This window comes from Streptomyces cyaneus, assembly GCF_004028635.1.
GTDB classification, from domain to species: Bacteria; Actinomycetota; Actinomycetes; order Streptomycetales; family Streptomycetaceae; genus Streptomyces; species Streptomyces cyaneus.
In genome coordinates this window covers 73,028-91,929 of sequence record NZ_RQJW01000016.1, presented here as the reverse complement: position 1 = coordinate 91,929, position 18,902 = coordinate 73,028, and the positions used below count along the sequence as shown (strand labels likewise).

Annotated in this window: 8 protein-coding genes; 4 read left to right on the top strand and 4 right to left on the bottom strand. The window is 71.4% G+C overall.

Features of this window, described 5'->3' with window-relative positions:
• Positions 1–45: 45 nt before the first annotated feature.
• The 4 genes from EHO50_RS38420 to EHO50_RS38405 all read right to left on the bottom strand — a co-directional run bounded on the left by EHO50_RS38420 (position 46) and on the right by EHO50_RS38405 (position 4,311).
• Positions 46–876 carry a carbohydrate ABC transporter permease gene (locus tag EHO50_RS38420; RefSeq protein ID WP_128436474.1) on the bottom strand — a complete coding sequence of 277 codons (831 nt, stop codon included), beginning with the start codon at positions 874–876 and terminating at the stop codon, positions 46–48.
• On the bottom strand, positions 873–1,793 hold the full coding sequence (locus tag EHO50_RS38415; RefSeq protein WP_128436472.1) for a carbohydrate ABC transporter permease: 921 nt from the start codon (positions 1,791–1,793) through the stop codon (positions 873–875). The genes EHO50_RS38420 and EHO50_RS38415 overlap by 4 nt, the downstream gene beginning before the upstream one ends.
• A 2-nt stretch (positions 1,794–1,795) precedes the next feature.
• Positions 1,796–3,127 carry an ABC transporter substrate-binding protein gene (locus tag EHO50_RS38410; RefSeq protein ID WP_128436468.1) on the bottom strand — a complete coding sequence of 444 codons (1,332 nt, stop codon included), beginning with the start codon at positions 3,125–3,127 and terminating at the stop codon, positions 1,796–1,798.
• Positions 3,128–3,273: 146 nt separating this feature from the next.
• Positions 3,274–4,311 (bottom strand): LacI family DNA-binding transcriptional regulator, encoded by a 1,038-nt coding sequence (locus tag EHO50_RS38405; protein ID WP_164905072.1) that lies wholly within the window; start codon positions 4,309–4,311, stop codon positions 3,274–3,276.
• Between the two features lie 103 nt (positions 4,312–4,414).
• Here EHO50_RS38405 and EHO50_RS38400 point away from each other — a divergent pair, with 103 nt between their 5' ends.
• The 4 genes from EHO50_RS38400 to EHO50_RS38385 all read left to right on the top strand — a co-directional run bounded on the left by EHO50_RS38400 (position 4,415) and on the right by EHO50_RS38385 (position 18,895).
• On the top strand, positions 4,415–6,538 hold the full coding sequence (locus EHO50_RS38400; protein ID WP_128436558.1) for an alpha-galactosidase: 2,124 nt from the start codon (positions 4,415–4,417) through the stop codon (positions 6,536–6,538).
• Between the two features lie 506 nt (positions 6,539–7,044).
• Positions 7,045–8,304 carry an MFS transporter gene (locus EHO50_RS38395; RefSeq protein ID WP_128436463.1) on the top strand — a complete coding sequence of 420 codons (1,260 nt, stop codon included), beginning with the start codon at positions 7,045–7,047 and terminating at the stop codon, positions 8,302–8,304.
• Positions 8,304–11,507: a type I polyketide synthase gene (locus tag EHO50_RS38390; protein ID WP_128436460.1), complete on the top strand. Its 3,204-nt coding sequence runs from the start codon at positions 8,304–8,306 to the stop codon at positions 11,505–11,507. Before EHO50_RS38395 ends, EHO50_RS38390 begins: the two co-directional genes overlap by 1 nt.
• Complete coding sequence (locus tag EHO50_RS38385) at positions 11,504–18,895, top strand: MupA/Atu3671 family FMN-dependent luciferase-like monooxygenase (RefSeq protein WP_246101802.1); 7,392 nt, start codon at positions 11,504–11,506, stop codon at positions 18,893–18,895. The genes EHO50_RS38390 and EHO50_RS38385 overlap by 4 nt, the downstream gene beginning before the upstream one ends.
• Positions 18,896–18,902 lie beyond the last annotated feature (7 nt).

Genomic DNA, 18,902 nt, shown 5'->3' with positions numbered 1-18,902 from the left:
CGGGATCTCGTGCGGGCGGGGGTGATCACGCTGCTGGACCTCCGGTCACTTGACGGCTCCACTGGTGATTCCGGACACGATCTTTCGCTGGCCGACGAGGAACACGGCGACCATGGGCAGGCTCATCACCACGACGTACGCGAAGACGAGATGCCAGTTGTTGAGGTAGAGCTGGGCGCTGGCGACCTGGTAGAGGTTGAGCGGGAGGGTGGCCCGCTCGCCGCCGCCGAGGACGAAGAAGGCGTAGAAGACGTCGCTCCAGGCGTAGAGCATCACCATGATCGTCGCGGTGGCGATCACCGGGCGCAGCAGCGGCAGGACGATCCGCCAGAAGATCCGCGCCGGTGTCGCCCCGTCCATCCGGGCCGCCTCCTCCAACTCCAGTGGAATGGCACGGATGAAGCCGGTCATGAAGAAGATGGACGTCGACAGATACATGCCGGTGTAGACGGCGATCATGCCGGGCCGGGTGTTCGCCAGGCCCAGCTGCCGCAGCTCCATCACGATGGTGATGACCGCCGGCGGCAGCAGCAGGCCGCTGATGCACAGCGCGTACGCCGTCGACACCAGCTTCGACTTGCGGCGCGCGAAGACCCAGGCGGCGCCCGCCCCGAGGAGCAGGACGAGGACGACCGAGGGCACCACGACCAGCAGGGAGTTGACGAAGCCGCGCAGCATCTCGCCCTGGCTGACGGCGTCCGCGTAGTTGTCGGCGGGCTGCCAGTGCTGCGGCAGGTCGAGGTTGGGCTTGATGGCCTCCGCCTGCGGCTTGGCCGAGGTGACGGCGACCAGCCACAGCGGTACGCCGACCGCGAGACCGGCGAGCAGCAGGACCAGGGCGGGGCGGCCGTACCGCCATGCCACGGACGGGTTCACAGCAGCTGCTCCCTTCGCCGCAACCCGACGACCAGCGGAATCGCCACGGCGACCACGACCAGGAAGAGGACGAGGCTCATCGCGGAGGCCTGGGCGTACAGACCCTGTCCGAAGATCCGGAACATATAGATGTTGAAGACCTCCGTGGCGGCCGCGGGCCCGCCGCCCGTGGTGGCCTGCACGATGTCGAAGGTGTTCATCGAGCCGATCAGCGCGGTGGTGACGTTGAAGGTGACGGCAGGCGCGAGCATCGGCCAGCGCACCGACCAGAAGGTCCGCCACGGCCCGGCGCCGTCCATCCGCGCCGCTTCGAGCATGTCGCCCGGGATGCCCTTGAGCCCGGCCAGGTAGATCAGCATGGACAGGCCCATCCACTTCCAGCCGTGGATGAGGGTGACGACGACCAGGGTCCAGGTGGTCGAGCCCAGCCATGGAACGTCCGTCCCGAGTACGGAGTTGACGGCTCCGTCCTGGTCGAGCAGGGCCTGGAAGACGTAACCGGTGGCGAGCGCCGAGATCAGCACCGGCAGGAAGAAGACGGCGCGGAACAACCGGTTGAAGCGGGTGTCCGACTCCAGCAGCAGCGCCAGCACGAGCCCGAAGCCGTTCTGGAACAGCGCCGCCAGCAGCGCGTACAGCAGCGTGGTGCGGATGGCGCGCAGCAGGGAGCCGTCGTCGGCGATGGTCTTGAAGTTGTCCAGGCCCGTGAAGGCGATGTCCGCGTGGTACGAGGACCAGTTGGTGAACGGGTAGTAGAAGTTGAGCAGGTTGGGCACCAGGAAGAAGCCCGCGAAGACGACGATCGCGGGGAGTGCGAACCACCACGGGTGGTGCACGGCGGCGCGCGGCAGTCGCCCCACCTTCTTGCGCGGGCCCGCCACCGGCGTGGGCTCGGTACGTACGACTGTGTGAGCCATCGTCAGAACCCGGGCGCGCCCTGGGCCTTGGCCACTTGCGCGAACTGATCCTGGATCGCCTGGGCGACCTGCTGCGGGTTCTTCTTGCCGAAGATCATGTCGGCGAGGTAGAGGTGCGTGTCCGGGGCGACGATCGCCTTGGCCTGGAAGACACCGATGGCGGTGGGCAGGGACGCGACCTGGGCCTTGGACGTCTGCGGCAGCCCGTCGGGCGTGGGCACGGACGGCTGCACGGACGGGATCTTCATCGCCTTGATGTAGTCGGCGTAGTCGGGCCCGAGCCAGAACGCCAGAAACTGCCGGGCCGCGTTCTGCCGCTTGTCGTCACCGGTCTTGAAGGCGACCACACCGTTGGTCTGGTCGGGCGAGTACATGCCGGTGGCCGCGGAGTTGGCGATCGGGAACCAGCCGATCCTCTTGTCGATCTCGGCGGTGGAGTACTTGGCCTGCAACTGGCTCTGGAAGGAGGTGACGTTGAGGACCATGCCGGCCTCCCCCTTCCACAGGGCGTCGGCCTGTCCGGTGAAGGTGCCGGTGCGGTAGTTCTTCTGGGCGAGCCCGGCGTCGAGCAGCTTCTCCTTGTACTTCTTGATCGCGCCGACGACGACCGGGTCGGTCCACTTCTCCTTGTTCTCGTTGAGCCCGTCCCACCACTGCTGGTCGAGGTCGGTGAGCTGGACCTGCATCTGCCACTGCAGCGGCCACTTGTCGCCACCTGCCTCGTAGAAGGCGGCGGCATCCGACTTCTCGACCACCTTGTGGCCGAGCGCCAGCAGCTCGTCGTACGACTTCGGGAAGTCCTTCTCGCTCAGCCCGGCCCGCTTGAAGACGTCCTTGTTGTAGTAGACGCCGAGCATGGCGGGGCTGGTGACGATCGCCGCGTACCGCTTTCCGTCGATCATGCCGAGCGACTTCTCGGTGTCGCCGAGCTTGGCCTCCCACGGCTCACCGTCGAGGGTGAGGAGGTTCTGCTTCGGCTGGATGAACGGCAGCGTGGAGATGGACGGCTGCCAGAACATCAGGTCCGGCCGGTCGCCGGAGGCGAGCTTCGTCGGCACGTTCTGCTCGTACAGGTCCGGGATCGCCTGGGTCTGAACCGTCGCGCCCGTGGCCTTCTCGAAGGCGTCGATGACCTGCTTGGGGGCGTTGACCGTGTTCTGGGCGGTCCACATGGTCAGCTTCACGCCGTCCAGGCGGGCGGTCGGGTCGACGGCCGTCTGCTTCCCGTCCGTGCCGGAGTCGCCGGAATCACCGGCCGTGGGATCGCTGCACGCGGTGGCGGCGAGGCCGATGGCACATATCAGTGCCAGGGCGGGGAGAGCTCTTGTCTTCATCACGTGCCTTTCGCGAACGGGTGGTTCAGGAAGCAGGAATCAGAACAGCGGTGCTCGTGCGGTACAGCGGTGCTCGTGCGGTGCGTTCGGCGACCGTGCGGCGCGGTCCGCGGTGGTTCGGCGCGGGCAGGGGTCGCGCGGCGAGTTCAGGCGCCGGCGGGCGGCGGCCCCGAACTCTCCCGCACCACCAGCTCCGGTACGGAGACGGGATGCGGGGCGATCTGCGCGGCCTCCTCCAGCACCCCGTGCAGCAGGGCGAACGCGGCCCTTCCCAGTCCGGTGAAGTCCAGGCGTACGGTCGTCAGCGACGGGGTCAGAAAGGCGGAGTGCGGGGCATCGTCGAACCCGGCCACGCTGACGTCGCCGGGGACGGAACGGCCGGCCTCGTGCAGGGCGCGCAGCACCCCGAGCGCGAGGTCGTCGTTGCCGCACAGGATCGCCGTGACGGCCGGGTTCCGCGCCAGCTGCAAGCCCGCCGTGTGGCCGCCCGCCGGGCCCCAACTGCCCTGCACAGGGCGGGGTTCGGGCGCCCCCGCCTCCTTCAGTGCCTGCCGCCAGCCGCTGGTACGGGCGCTGGTGCGCCGGGTGCTGGACGGGATGGCGACGTAGTGCACCGTCTCGTGGCCCAGCGAGAGCAGGTGGCGGGTCGCCTCGTAGGCGGCCTCGCGGTCGTCGGTCCACACCCAGGGGCGGTCGCCGCCGGGCGGGCTCGCCGGGGTCTCGACCACGCCGACGACCGGGAGTTCGGCGGGGACGGCGCCGAGCGCCCGCACACCGGCCGGATCGTAGGCGATCACGATCAGTCCGCCGCCCGCGTCCGCCGCCCGCTGCACCTCGGCGGCGACCGCGGCCTCGTCCGCCGATTCCAGTACGCCGATCCCGACCGCGTAGGAAGCCGCGCGGGCGGACTCCTCGATGCCCTGGAGGATCGACGCATAGCCGTAGTGGGTGGTGTTCGCGGTGAGCACGGTCACGGCCCTGCTGCGTCCGCTGGCCAGGGCGAGCGCGGTGGCGTTGCGCCGGAAGCCGAGTTCGTCGATGGCGGCGAGCACGCGGTCCCGGGTGGTCGGCTTGACGCTGGGATGGCCGTTGATCACCCGGGAGACGGTCTGGTACGAGACGCCGGCGGCGGTCGCGACGTCCCTGATGCTCGCCGGCCGCCTTGTGTGACCGGTCACATTCATGCCAGGATTGTGACCGGTCACATTGGGGTCGTCAAGAGACCGTAACGAGGGATTCATCAGGGGGAGCACCTTGACCGGTACGGCGGACGCGGATCTCAACGGCATGCAGGGAACGTTCACTTGGGGTCATGCGGCCCTGGAGACCGAGTTCGCCGTCGCCTCCGACGGGACGCTGCGGCTGGTCCGGCTGGGTGACACCGGCGCAGTACCTGCCGTACCCGTCCACCCGGAATCCGCCCTCCCCCTCGTCGAGCTCACCGCCGTCGGGTACGGAAGCGGATGGTCCGGCCCCCGCTTCACCGGTACGGCCCTCGGTACGCGCCTGGGCTACCGGGGCCACCGCAGCGGCGCACGGGACGGCGGGCAGTGGCTGACCGTCGAACTCCATGACCGGGCCACCGGGTTGACGGCGTTCGTCGAGCTGACGTCACCCGCCGGGGTGCCGGCGCTCCGTTCCCGCGTGCGGCTGCGCAACGACGGCCCGGAGCCCCTTGTCGTCCAGTCCGTCAGCAGTCTGCTGATCGGCGGCCTGCCCGCTCCGGACGCCCTCGATGTGCACCGGGCCCGCAACGACTGGCTCGCGGAGTGCCGTTGGTACGCCGAGCCGCTGCGGGACACCGTCGCCGACATCAACGTCGACGCCCATCAGCACGACAGCCGCGCCGCCCTCGTCCTCGCCGGGCGCGGCAGCTGGCCCACCGACGGTCACCTGCCGATGGGGGCGCTCACGGACCGGGGGAGCGGCCGGACCTGGCTGTGGCAGATCGAGTCCCCGGCCGGCTGGCGCTGGGACCTGGGCGAACACGCGCGCGGCACGTACCTGGCGCTGAACGGCCCCACCGACGCGGAGCACCAGTGGCGGGTCCGGCTCTCCCCGGGCGAGGAGTTCACGACCGTGCCGGGGGTGCTGGCCCTCGGTTCCGGGTTCGACGAGGCCATGGGCGCGCTGACCTCGTACCGTCGCGCCGTACGCCGCCCGCACCCGGACCACACCGCACTCCCGGTCGTCTTCAACGACTACATGAACACGCTCATGGGCGACCCGACCACCGAGAAACTGCTCCCCCTGATCGACGCGGCGGCCCAGGCGGGCGCGGAGTACTTCTGCGTGGACGCCGGCTGGTACGACGACTCGGCGGACGGAGGCTGGTGGGACAGCGTCGGCGCCTGGCAGCCCTCGACGCGCCGCTTCCCCGACGGCGGAATCCGGGCGGTCCTGGAACGGATCCGGGAGCGCGGCATGGTTCCCGGGCTGTGGCTGGAGCTGGAGGTCGTCGGCGTGCGCAGCCCGGTCGCCGCCGCGCTCCCACCGGACGCCTTCTTCCAGCGCGACGGCGTACGCCTCACCGAGCAGGGCCGCCACCAGCTCGACCTGCGCCATCCGGCCGCCCGCGCCCACCTCGACAAGACGGTGGACCGGATCGTGGGCGACTGGGGCGTGGGCTACCTCAAGCTGGACTACAACATCGTGATCGATCCCGGAACCCTCGCCCCCGGGGACCTCGCACCCGGAGCCGGTCTGCTCGGCCACGCCCACGCCTACCTGGACTGGCTCTCCGAGGCGCTGGACCGGTACCCGCACCTGGTGATCGAGAACTGCGCCTCGGGCGGGATGCGGATGGACGGCGCCACGCTGGCCGTCACGCAGCTCCAGTCCACCAGCGACCAGCAGGACCCCCTGCGCTACCCGCCGATCGCCGCCGCCGCACCTACGGTCGTGCCGCCAGAACAGGGCGCCGTCTGGGCGTACCCGCAGCCCGGCTTCGACGACGACCTGATCGCCTTCACCCTGGGCGGGGCACTGCTCGGGCGAATCCATCTCTCGGGCCATCTGGACCGGATGTCGCAACGCCAACTCACCCTCGTCCGGGACGCGGTGAGCACGTACAAGTCGATCCGCCACGACCTCGCGCGGGCCGTGCCGTTCTGGCCGCTGGGTCTGCCCGGGTGGACCGACGAGTGGCTGGCGCTGGGGATGCGGTCGCCCGACGACCGTACGTCGTACATCACGGCCTGGCGCCGCGGCGGGGAGTCCGAACTGCACGTGCCCGTACGGCATTTGGCGGACGGGGAGGTCCGCGCGGAGATCCTGCACCCGTCCTCCGCACCGACCGGCTCGGCGGTCTGGGACGGGGACGGACTGCGGGTGTCACTGCCCCGCACTCCCGGTGTCCTGCTGGTCCGTCTCACGGCGGGGGCTCAGCTGCCTGGGCGGAACCGGCCGTAACCTGCAACGGGCCGGCTCGGGCCGGACCGCGCCTCGCGCCACGGTCGACGGCGACCTCGCCATGGACGTGGCCGGGAAGGGGGTCGGGTCGCCGGGTGTTGGCACGGTCCCCGAGTGGCGCTCCGAAATCGCCAAATCCGGACCGGAAATCGTCTGTACCTCGTTCGGAGCCTTGAACGCCCGTGTCCGGGTCTGCTTGGGTGACGGACGAATGGCCGCTGTCCGGCGGCTTACAGGGGGAATGGTTTTTGTGCTGGGCCGGCAATGGGGGCATGTACACGCCGTGCGACAGCGGTGCGCACCGACGCACCTGCGGCGGGTGCGAGAGCGGTCGGGGCCGTTGACCGGGCCTGCGACAGCGCGGCATCGCTTGCCGCGCGGCGGACGCGACGGGCGACCGCACCGCGACCTGCCGTCCGCCCGGACCGCGCGCCGCCACTGAGCCGGCGGGCAGGCATCCCGGCCGCACATCACTCACACCCTTCATGCAGACCAGAGGAAGGTGCATGAGGTATTTCCGTCTGCTCGTTCTGGGCAACGGCATCTCGGCGTACGGCAGCTACCTGAACATGGTGGCGCTGAACGTCTTCGTCTACGACGCCACGGGCAGCGCGCTGGCGGCCGGCCTCTTCATGGCCGTACGGCTGGCGACGAGTGTCGTGTCGGGCTGGGTGAGCGGTCGTCTCGTCTCGGCCTACGACCGCAAGCGCCTGATGGTCGGCGCCGACCTGTGCCAGGCCGTGGCGCTGCTGACGCTGCTGCTCGCCCCCGACGGCACGCGTCCCGGGCTGCTGTACGTCCTTGCCGTGGTCACCGGCGGCTGCTCGACACTGTCCCAGGTGTCCCTGCGCAGCAGCATCCCGGAGATCGTCGGCGCGGAGCACCGCGTACGCGCCAACGGACTGCTGGTGACCGGGCGTTCGCTCGCCATGATCGCCGGGTTCGCGTCGTCGGGCGTGGTGGTGGCCGAGCTCGGATACTCCGCGGCGTTCGCGCTGGACGCCGCGACCTTCCTGGTCTCCGCGACCGTGCTGTTCCTGCTGCCGGTGCGCACCAGGGCCGCCAAGGACACCGCCGGCGGCGGCACCGCCGAGTCCTCCGGCGCCGTCCGCTGGACGGCCAGGATGCTGCTGGGTACGGCGCCGCTGCTGATGGCGATGATCGCGGTCCGGGCGGTGGACGGGCTGGGCTCCTCGTCCCACAACGTCGCCCTGCCGATCTACTCCAGCAGCCTGGACCCCGACCATCCGGCCACGTTCATCAGCCAGTTCTGGGCCACCTGGGCCATCGGCAACATCGTCGCCCAGCAGGTGATCGGGCGGGTCACCAAGAAGACCGGGCGGACGCCGGGGGAGCGGGCGTTCGCGCTCGGCGCCTGTGTGATGTCGGCCGGGTTCATCGTGGTCTTCAGCGGACTGCCGACCGTGCCCGCCGTGATCGCCGCGCTGGTTGCCGGAGCGGCCGACGGATTCACCGAGATCGTCTATGTGTCGAGGCTGCAGACCGCCCCCGACGAGCAGCGCGGCCGCCTCTTCGGGCTCTCCGCCTCGGCCGAGAACACCGGCTTCGGCCTGGGCATGCTCGTGAGCGGCGCATTGCTGGAGACGTTCTCACCGCTGCAGGTGGTGGCCTCCTTCCACGGCCTCGCGATCGTCTTGTGCGCGGTCCTGCTCCTGCTCCTGTTGAGCCGGCGCCGCACCCGCGACCCCAGCGCTGCGGAAACGATTGGCCAGGACAGGACGACGGTGACGGAGGGACAGGGCTGATGGCCACGAGCGATCTCGACCCGCGGATGGCCGTCATCGGCATGGCCTTCCGGCTGCCGGGCGCCGACACCCCCGAGGAGCTCTGGCGCGTCGTCCGTGACGGCAAGGACTGCATCACCCGATTCACGGAGGAGGAACTGGCCGCCGCCGGCGTCCCCGCCGAGGAATACCGGGCGGCGGATTTCGTCGGCGCCTCCGGAGTGCTCGACGACATCGCCGGCTTCGACGCCCAGCACTTCGCGATGAGCGCCCGCGAGGCCCGGCTCACGGACCCCCAGCAACGCATGTTCCTGGAGTGTGCCCAGCACGCCCTGGAGAACGCCGGCTATCCGGACGAGCGGGACGGCACCCGCGTCGGTGTCTATGCCAGCGCCGGATACCACCTCTACACCCTGCAGAACTACCTCCTCAACAACGTCCTGCCCACCCAGCCCCCCACCGACTGGATGTCGGGCATGCAGATCACCGTCGGCAACTACGCCGACTTCACGGCCACCCGCGTCGCCCATCGGCTCGGCCTGACGGGCCCCGCCGTCAACATCCAGACGGGCTGCTCCAGTTCCCTGGTCGGTGTGCAGTCGGCCGCGCAGTCGCTGCTCATGGGCGACTGCGACATCGCGCTCGTCGGCGCCACCGCCGTCCACGTGCCGCAGGTCCTGGGCTACCGCTACGTCAAGGGCTCGATCCTCTCCAGGTCCGGCCGCCTGCGGGCCTTCGACGCCGGCGCCGACGGCACCGTGGGAGGCACGGGCGTCCTGGCCGTCGTACTGAAGCGGCTGACCCGGGCCGTCGCCGACGGCGACACCGTCCACGGGGTCATCCGCGGCTGGGGCATCAACAACGACGGCGCCGACAAGACGGCGTTCACCGCGCCCAGCGCACAGGGCCAGCGCGCGGCAGTCCGCCAGGCCCTGCGGCGCGCCGGCGTCGGCGCCGACACCATCGGCTACCTGGAGACCCACGGCACCGGCACGCTCAAGGGCGACCCGATCGAGTTCGACGGCGCCACCGGCGCCTACCGCGAGGACACCGACCGCACCGGCTACTGCGCCCTCGGCTCCACCAAGGCCAACATCGGCCACCTCGACGCGGCCTCCGGACTGGCCGGCCTCGTCAAGACCCTGCTGGTCCTGCAGCACGGCGTCATCCCGCCGATGGCGAACTTCAGCGAGCCCAACCCCGGCATCGACCTCGACCACAGCCCCTTCTACATCCCCCGCACCGCCCGGCCCTGGCCCGAGAGCGACGTGCCCCGCCGCGCGGGCATCACCTCGCTCGGCGTCGGCGGCACCAACGTCCATCTGATCCTGGAACAGGCCCCCGAACCCACGCCGAGGACCGACGCCTGCTCCCCTCCGGACGTGCTGCTGGTCTCCGCAAGCAGCCAAGAGGCCCTCGTGGACAACGCCCGCGCCCTCCGCGACCGGTTACGGCAGCCACCGGCACCCCACTTGGCGGACCTCGTCACCACCGCCGCCCTCGGCCGCACCCACCGCGGCCACCGGCTCGCGGCCCGCGGCGCGACCCCGGCCGCCCTCGCCGACGCCCTCGACGCCTGGCTCGCCTCAGGCACCGCAGCGACGGTCACCGCGGGGACGACACCACAGGAAGGCCCCGCGCGCGTCGCGTTCCAGTTCACCGGGCAGGGCAGCCACTACCCGGGGATGTCCGACGCCCTCCACGAGCGGTTCACCGGCGCGCGCGAGGTGCTCGACGCCTGCGAGCGCCACTACCGCGACCTCACCGGCGACCCACTTCTCGCGGGGCCGACCGGGGACACGGACACCGCGCAGCCCGCCCTGTTCGCCCTGCAGTGCGCCCTCGTCCGGCTGTGGCGGGACATCGGTGTCGAACCGTACGCCGTGACCGGACACAGCGTCGGAGAGTACGCCGCGCTGTACGCGGCCGGCGCCCTCTCGCTCGACGACGGTCTACGCCTCACCACCCTGCGCGGCCAACTGATGCAGCAGCGCTGCGCGCCCGGCGCGATGGTGGCGGCGGCGCTCGACCGGGAGACCGCCCTCGCCCTGGCCGCCGAGGTGCCCGGCCTGGAGCCGGCCGTGACCAACGGGGAACGCGCCCAGGTGCTCGCCGGGCCGGTCGAGGCCGTGGAGCGCGTGTGCGCCCTGCTGGACGAGCGTGGCACAGCGGGGCAGCGGCTGCCGGTGACCCGCGCCTTCCACACCGCCCTGATGGAACCGATGCTGGAGGAGTTCCGCAAGGCCCTCGACGACGTCGACCTCCGGCCGGTGCGCATCCCCTTCGTCAGCGCCGTGGACGGTGTGACCCGCCCGCCCGGCTGGACCCCGGACGCCGAGTACTTCGTACGGCACACCCGCGAACCCGTCCGTTTCGACGCGGCGTTGCGCGGCATCGGCGCACAGCGGCCCGACGTACTGCTCGAGATCGGGCCGCACACCACCCTCAGCGGTCTGGCCCGCCGGGCACTGCCCGACGTGCGGTCGCTGCCGTCCCTGCGGCGCGGCACCGGCCTCGGCTCCCTCTGGGGCGCGGCGGCGGGGCTGCACTGCGCGGGGGCGGACATCCGCTGGCCGGTGCTCCTGGCCGGCAGCGGGGGCAGGCGCATCCCGCTGCCCGGATACCGATTCCAGCACAAGGACTACTGGACAGGGCCGGAGTCGACCGCCCTGAGCACGGAAAGAACAGCGAGAGAGGAAGCCGAAGTGGTTCAGCAAGAGGCAGCGGTCGCGCGGGTACTGCACAGCATCGTCGAGGCGACCGCCCGGCACCTCGGCGAGGATCCCTCGGCGATCGTCGAGGACGCGTCCTTCTTCGACCTCGGCGCCGACTCGCTGCAGATGATCAGCGTGCTGCGGGAACTGGAGCAGAAGCACCAGATCAAGGTGACGATGCGGGAGCTGTTCGAGGAGACGGGTACGCCGCGGCGGCTCGCGGAGTTCATCGTCGCCCGTATGCCGGACGCTCCCGGCGATGCACCGCAACGACCTGCCGTCCCCGATCCGGTGCCCACGGCCGTCGTACCCGCCGTACCCGCCCCACCGGTTGTGCCCCCACCCGCACCCACTCCCGAGTACGCGACCCGCGAGGAGCTCGAGGACCTCGCCGAGAAGATCCAACAGATGTCCCGGATACAGCTGCAGATGATGTCCCAGCTCTCCCAGCTGCTGGCTCTCCAGACCGCCTCGGTGTCGGACCGGCTCAACGGCAAGGTGGCCAAGTGACCGGGCTGAACGGCATATCCGCCGCACTGGACCGCGACCTGGCGGCAATGACCGAACTCTCGCAGCGCATCGCCGAGCAGATGGGAACAGATCTCCACGTCCCGGAACAGCCGTCACTGGAAGAGCCGTCCCCGGAGCCGCCGCGCATCCACGGCCCCAGGGTGACGGTGGCGAGGACGTCCGGCATGGTGCGGGACGCCTCCCCACGCTCCCAGCAGGAGCACCTGGACGACCTCGTACGCCGCTACACCGCCAGGACCCCGACCTCCAAGCGGATCGCCCAGCGCCACCGCCGCGTCCTGGCCGACAGCCGTGCCGTCGTCGGCTTCCGCAGCGGCACCAAGGAGATGCTGTACCCGATCGCGGGCCGCCGGGCGAGCGGGGCACGGCTGGAGGATGTCGACGGCAACGAGTACGTCGACATCACGATGGGCTTCGGCGTCCTCCTCTTCGGCCACGAGCCGGACTTCGTCACCGAGGCCGTCCGCGAGCACCTGTCCCGCGGCATCCAACTCGGCCCTCGCAATATCGAGACCGGCGAGGCGGCGGAACTCCTCGCCGAACTGACCGGCCTGGAGCGGGTGGCGTTCGCGGCCTCCGGTACGGAGGCGAACTCCGCGGCCATCCGCCTGGCCCGCGCCGCCACCGGCCGCGACAAGATCGTCACCTTCCTCGGCGCGTACCACGGCCACGCCGACAACGTCCTCGGCCGCACCTCGGGCAGCGGCGCCGACCAGCTCACCGTGCCCGTCTCCCGAGGGGTCCCGCAGGCCGCGGTCTCCGATCTGCTGGTCCTCGACTACGGCAGCGACACCGCCCTGGAGACGATCGAACGGAACGCCGGCGACATCGCCGCGGTCGTCGTGGAGCCGGTGCAGAGCAGGCACCCCTCGCTCCAACCGGTCGAGTTCGTCCGCAGGCTGCGGGAGCTGACCCGCCGCCACGGCATCGTGCTGCTCTTCGACGAGATGCTCACCGGCTTCCGCCCCGCCCTGCGCGGCGCACAGGAGCTGTACGGCGTCACACCGGACCTCGCCACCTACGGCAAGCTCCTCGGCGGCGGCTTCCCCATCGGCGCCATCGCCGGCCGCGCCGACATCATGGACGGCGTCGACGGCGGCTTCTGGTCGTACGGCGACGACAGCTACCCGCCCGCCGACACCACCTTCTTCGGCGGTACGTACATCCAGCACCCGGTGTCCATGGTGGCCGCCCGCGCCGTGCTGACCCACCTCAAGGAGCACAGCCCCCACCTGCAGGAGCGGCTCAACGCGCGCACCGCCGAACTGGCGGCGACGCTCAACGGCTTCTTCGAGGCCGAGGAGTACCCGCTGCGGATGAGCCACTTCGGCTCCCAGTTCCGCTTCGAGCACCGCGCCGACATGGAGCTCCTGTACCACCACCTGATGGTGCGCGGCGTACACGTCTGGGAGTGGCGCAACTTCTTCCTGTCCACCGCCCACTCGGACGGCGACCTCGAGTTCGTGGCGGACGCCGTACGGGATTCGCTGCGCGAGCTGCGGTCGGCGGGGTTCTTCCCGGGCGGGCGACCCGTGCCCCCGAAGGCCGCGCCACCGAAACCGGCACCGACTGAACCTGCGATGGTGCCAACCCCAACCCCAACCCCAACCCCGGCCCCGGCCCCGGTGGCCTCCATGGCCTGGAACGCCGCTGCCGTCACCGAATCCCGGACGCGGCCCGCGAGTGGAGCCGCCGCGCGCACCACCGACTTCAGCGTCTACTTCTTCGGCGACTACCCCCAGGACGCCTCCGCACCGCGCCACGGCCAGTACGAACTCCTCATGGACATCGCCCGGTTCGCGGACGAGCAGGGCTTCCATGCGCTGTGGATGCCCGAGCGCCACTTCCACTCCTTCGGTGGCCTCTTCCCCAACCCGGCGGTGCTCGCCGCCGCGCTGTCCCGCGAGACGGAGCGCATCCGGCTCAACGCCGGCTCGGTCGTCCTGCCGCTCCACGACCCGATCCGGGTCGCCGAGGAGTGGTCGATGGTCGACAACCTCTCCGGCGGGCGCGTCGGCATCGGCGTCGCCGGCGGCTGGAGCGCCAAGGACTTCGCCTTCTTCCCCGACCGTTTCGGCCGGCACAAGGAGCTGATGTACGAACAGCTGGAGGAGGTACGGAAGTTCTGGCGCGGGGACACCGTGCGCCGCACGACCGGTGACGGCGAGGCCGACCTACGGCTCTTCCCGCGGCCGGTGCAGGACGCCCCGCCGATGTACACCGCGGTGGTCGGCAACCCCGCCTCGTACGAACTCGCCGCCCGCCACGACCTGGGCGTCGTCACCAACCTGATGACCCAGACGGTCGAGCAGCTCCAGGAGAACATCGCCCGCTACCGACGCACACGGGCCCTGCACGGCCTGGACCCGGACGCCGGGCGGGTGGCCGTCCTGCTGCACACCTATCTCGCCGAGGACCACGACACCGCGCGGACCGAGGCGTACGAACCGCTGTCCCGCTACATGCGCGCGTCCCTGTCCCTGTTCAGTGGCGTCACCAACAGCCTCGGGCACAGCATCGACCTGTCCGCCCTCAGCGAGGACGACCTGGAGACGGTGTTCCAGCGTGCCTACGGCCGCTACTGCGACCAGCGTGCGCTGATCGGCACGGTGGACAGCGTGCGCCCGGTGGTGGACGCGGTGACCGGGGCCGGCGCGGACGAGATCGTGGCGCTCGTCGACTTCGGTGTCGCACCGGACGAGCTGCGCGCGGGGCTCCCGCGCCTGGACGCGCTGCGCCGCCACCGCCGCCGCCGTCCGACCGTCGGTCCCACGCCCGTCTCCACAACGCCAGCACCCGAACCCGCCGCCCGGGTCACCGCAGCCGCCGAACTCGCTCCCACCCACGCACCCTTGTCGCCCGGCCAGGAACGGATCTGGTTCCTGGAACGCCTGCTCCCGGGCCGTACCGCCTACAACGAGATCAAGGCGATCCGCCTCGACGGCCCACTCGACGTACCCGCCCTGCGCGCGGCACTGCGCGGCCTCGTCGCCCGGCACGAGGGCCTGCGTACCGTCTTCCGGGAGACCGGGAGCGAGCCCCGCCAGGTGGTACTGCCGTCCGCCGAGCCCGACTTCGAGGCCGTCGACGGCACCGGCAGCCCCCAACGCACGCTCCAGGACGTCCTGTCGGCCGAGAGCGCGCGCCGCTTCGACCTGGCGGCAGGCCCGCTGTTCGTCACCCGACTGGTCGAGCTGGGCGAGGCGGAGCACGTCCTCGTGCTGTCCCTCCACCACATCGTGGTCGACGCGGCCTCCGCCACCGTCCTCGCCCGCGACCTGTCCGCGCTCTACCGAAGCGAACGCGACGGCACCGCACCCGAACTGCCCGAGCTCACCTGGAGCTACGCCGACCACGCCAGGGAACGGGCGGCGAACGCCAACAGCCCAGAGGCCGACGAGGACCTCGCCTACTGGCGCCGCACCCTCGGCGGCGACCTGCCCGCCCTCGCCCTACCCACCGACCGGCCGCGCCCGGCGACGATGACCTCGAGCGGCCGGGCCGTCTTCCACACCCTCGACCCGGAACTCTCACGGAGACTGCGCGAGTTGAGCCGCGCCCGCCGCAGCACCCTGTTCATGACCCTGCTCGCCGGGTACGCGGCGATGCTGCATCGGGTCACCGGGCAGACGGACATCGTCGTCGGCACCCCGATCTCGGACCGGCCCGAGCGGGCCGAGCACCTGCTCGGGTTCTTCGTGAACACGCTCGCGCTGCGCCTGGACCTGTCCGGCGATCCCGCGTTCGGCTCGCTGCTGGACCGGGTGCGCACGGTCGCCCTCGACGCCTACGACCACGCGCGTGTGCCGTTCGAGACGGTGGTGCGCGAGCTCGCGCCGCCCCGGGCGGTCGACCGGACACCGGTGTTCCAGGCGTTCGCGGAGTTCCAGCGCGCCGAACCGTTCCGCTTCGACCTGCCCGGCATCGAGGCCACCCCGCTGGACGCGGGGCCGGACAAGTCCCTGACGGATCTCACCGTCTACTTCACCGACCAGCCGCACGGCATCCGCTGCCATCTGGAGTACAACACCGACCTGTTCGACGAGGACACCGTCGACCGGTTCTTCGCCATTTTCAGGGACCTGCTCGCGGCGGCGGTCGAGGCACCCGAGGCACCCGAGGCACCGCTGTCCCGGCTCGCCCCGGCAGTCGTCGACACCGCCGTCGACGGGGAGCCCGTCCCTCGGTCCTGGCAGCGCGGCCCGGCCCGCCCCCTCGCGGAGACGACCGTCCACGACCTCGTCGCCCGTCAGGCGGCCACGGCGCCCGACCGCACGGCTGTGATCAGCGGCGACACTCGACTGACGTATCGTCAACTGGACGACGAGGCCCAGCGGTTGGCCGCAGCTCTGCGGCAGCAGCAGCCCGCAGGCGGTGGGGTGGCCCTGTGGCTGCCCCGCTCCGCCGACCTCGTCGTCGCCATGCTCGCCGTACTCAAGGCGGACTGCGCCTATGTGCCGCTCGATCCGTCGCTCGGGCGGGCGCGCGCCGAGCAGGTCATCGCCGAGTGCGGGGCCCGGATCGTGGTGTCGAGGCACGACGACGCGGCCGCCCTGAAGCTGCCGGCGGGAGTGACGGTCGTACGGCCCGACGCGACCGCGCACCAGGCACCGCGCCCCGCGTCCGCAACCGACAACCAGTCCCCGTGCTGCGTCCTCTACACCTCGGGCAGCACCGGCACACCCAAGGGCGTCGTGGTGACGCACCGCGGCGTCGTCGACCTGTGCGAGTGGCACCACCGGCGCTTCGCCTTCACCCCCGCCGACCGCAGCGCGGTCGTGTGCAGCCAGAGCTTCGACGCCACGCTCCTGGAGATCTGGCCCGCGCTGACCGCCGGAGCCTCGGTCACCATCGCCGGCGAGGAGCTCCGCAGGGATCCCCTCGCGCTGGCCCGCTGGTACGGCGAGCAGCGCGCCACCTTCTCCATCCTCCCCACCGCCCTGGGCGAACAACTGCTGCGGCTGCCGGCCGGCGAACAGCCGCCGCTGCGCCACCTGCTGCTCGGCGGTGACGTGCTGCGCACCCGGCCGCGCCCCGAGGCGCGGTACGAGACGGTGAACGTCTACGGGCCCACCGAGGTCACCGTGCTGTGCACCACGCAGACCGTGTCCCCGCAAGGCCAGGAACCGCAACCGGCCTGCCCGATCGCGATCGGACGCCCGGTCGACAACGTACGGCTGAGCGTGCTCGACGAGTTCGGCAGCCCCGTGCCCGTCGGCACGGTGGGGGAGTTGTACGTCGGCGGCCCGGGCGTGACCAGCGGCTATCTGCATCGCCCCGAACTCACCGCGGAGCGCTTCCTGCCGGACCCGGACGGCGGTCCGGACGCCCGCAGGTACCGCACCGGCGATCTGGTCCGCTTCAGTTCCGACGGGACGCTCGAGTTCTGCGGCCGGGCCGACGACCAGGTGAAGATCCGTGGATTTCGGGTCGAGCCGGAAGAGGTCGCCCGCGTGCTCAACGCCCTGGACGGCGTCCGCGAAGCGGCCGTGCGGGCCCGCCGCAACGACCGCGGCGAGGCGTACCTCGCGGCCTACGCCGTCCCCGCCGACCCGATCGGCGCGGCGGCCGACGACCGGCAGGCATACGCAGACCTCCTGGCCGAGGAACTCGCGGCCCGACTCCCGGAGTACCTCGTGCCGCGCGCCTGGCGGATCCTGCCCGCCCTGCCCGTGACGGGCAACGGCAAGCTGGACCGATCCGCGCTGCCCGCACCCGACCTCGTCACCTCGGCACCCGGCCGCGGACCGAGCGCCGGTGCCGGACACGCGGCGGGAGGCGACCGCACAGACGTCGAGCGACGGGTACGGGAGCTGTGGGCGGCCGAGTTCGGCGTCGACGCCGACGGCATCGCGACCGACGCCTCGTTCTTCGAGCTGGGCGGTCACTCGATCACCGCGATGCGGCTGGTCAACCAGGTCCGGGAGGAATTCGGCACCGAGTACCCGATGCTGAGCTTCTACCAGGAACCGACGCTGCAGGCCATGACGGCCCGACTGACCGCTGCGGCGAGCGAGACGACGGGCCGGAAGAGCGATGCCTCCGAGGCCGACGACGGCCCCGGCACGGTGGAGCGCCGGGCGCCCGCCACCGCGCAGCAGGCCCGCTTCGCCACGGTGCATGCCGACCACCTCCTGCCCCAGGTCTTCAACGTCGCCCTGCGGATCACCCTCTCCGGCGACCTGGACGTGGCGTCCCTGCACTCGGCCCTGAACCGGCTCGTCGAACGGCACGAGGGTCTGCGGACCCGCCTGGCCCGCAGCGGGGACGGCTGGGAACAGCAGGTGCTGCGGCCCCGCCCGGTGGAGCTGCCGGTCGAGGACCTCACCGCCCTGCCCGCGCAGGAGCGGCAGGCCGCCCTGGAACAAGCCAGTGCCGAGGCCGCCGAGACACCGCTCGACCCCACCGACGGAACCCCGGTGGCGCTGCGCCTGCTGCGCACCGGCGAGAGCGCCTGGACCCTGCTCCTCGTCCTGCACCACTCCGCCTGCGACGGCTGGTCCGTCAGCCTGCTGCTCAAGGAGCTGGCCGCGCTCTACAGCTCCGCCGTGACGGGCGAACCCCACACCCTGCCGCCCGTGCAGTGCCAGCCCGTGACGTACGCGCGGTGGCAGCAGGAGCAGGCAGACGGAGCCGCCGACGAACAAAAGCTCCAGTTCTGGCTCCGTGAGCTCGACGGAGTGCCGTTCACGGTCGACCTCCCGCTGGACCGGCCCCGGCCGAAGCACGCGAGCGGACGGGGCGGCGCCGTGATGTTCACCGTGCCGGCCGAGGCGCGAGCCGCCGTCGAGCGACTGGCACGACAGCGGGGAACCACACCCTTCGTGGTCACGGCCGCGGCCCTGGGCCGCATGCTCGCGCAGAAGTCCGAACAGGCCGACGTGGTGTTCAACATCTCCTACGCCAACCGCGAGCGCCGGGAGTTCGAATCCCTGCTGGCCTGCACGATCACCGGCTTCGCACTGCGCGTGCGCGACGCAGCGGCCCGATCCTTCTCCGCTCTGACGGACCAGGTCGCCCGTACGGCGGTGGAGTGCATGGACCTCGCCCTGCCGGTGCGCCGGATCGCCCCCGCGTTGCGGCAGCGCACGGGCGTCGACGTGCCGGACCGACTGGACGTCGGCTTCGCCTACCAGAGCACGCTGGACGCGGAGATCGAACTGCCCGGGCTGATCACGGCCGTCGAGGACCTCGCCCCCGCCGCTTCCCGGACCGAGCTCAGCTTCGGGCTGGTCCCGGCCGGGGACGAACTGAAGGGCTTCGTGGAGTACTCGTCCGACCTGTGGGACCGCACCACGATCGAGGGCTGGACCCGCGACTACGTCGCCCTCCTGCGCGAGGAGGTCGACCGGGCCCTCGACAGCTGACCCGGAC

Excerpts from the sequence above, each read along its gene's own strand:
- EHO50_RS38395 (WP_128436463.1), top strand. The coding sequence starts at position 7,045 with ATGAGGTATTTCCGTCTGCTCGTTCTGGGCAACGGCATCTCGGCGTAC.
- EHO50_RS38415 (WP_128436472.1), bottom strand. The coding sequence starts at position 1,793 with ATGGCTCACACAGTCGTACGTACCGAGCCCACGCCGGTGGCGGGCCCG.
- EHO50_RS38405 (WP_164905072.1), bottom strand. The coding sequence starts at position 4,311 with ATGAATGTGACCGGTCACACAAGGCGGCCGGCGAGCATCAGGGACGTC.
- EHO50_RS38390 (WP_128436460.1), top strand. The coding sequence starts at position 8,304 with ATGGCCACGAGCGATCTCGACCCGCGGATGGCCGTCATCGGCATGGCC.
- EHO50_RS38400 (WP_128436558.1), top strand. The coding sequence starts at position 4,415 with ATGCAGGGAACGTTCACTTGGGGTCATGCGGCCCTGGAGACCGAGTTC.
- EHO50_RS38410 (WP_128436468.1), bottom strand. The coding sequence starts at position 3,127 with ATGAAGACAAGAGCTCTCCCCGCCCTGGCACTGATATGTGCCATCGGC.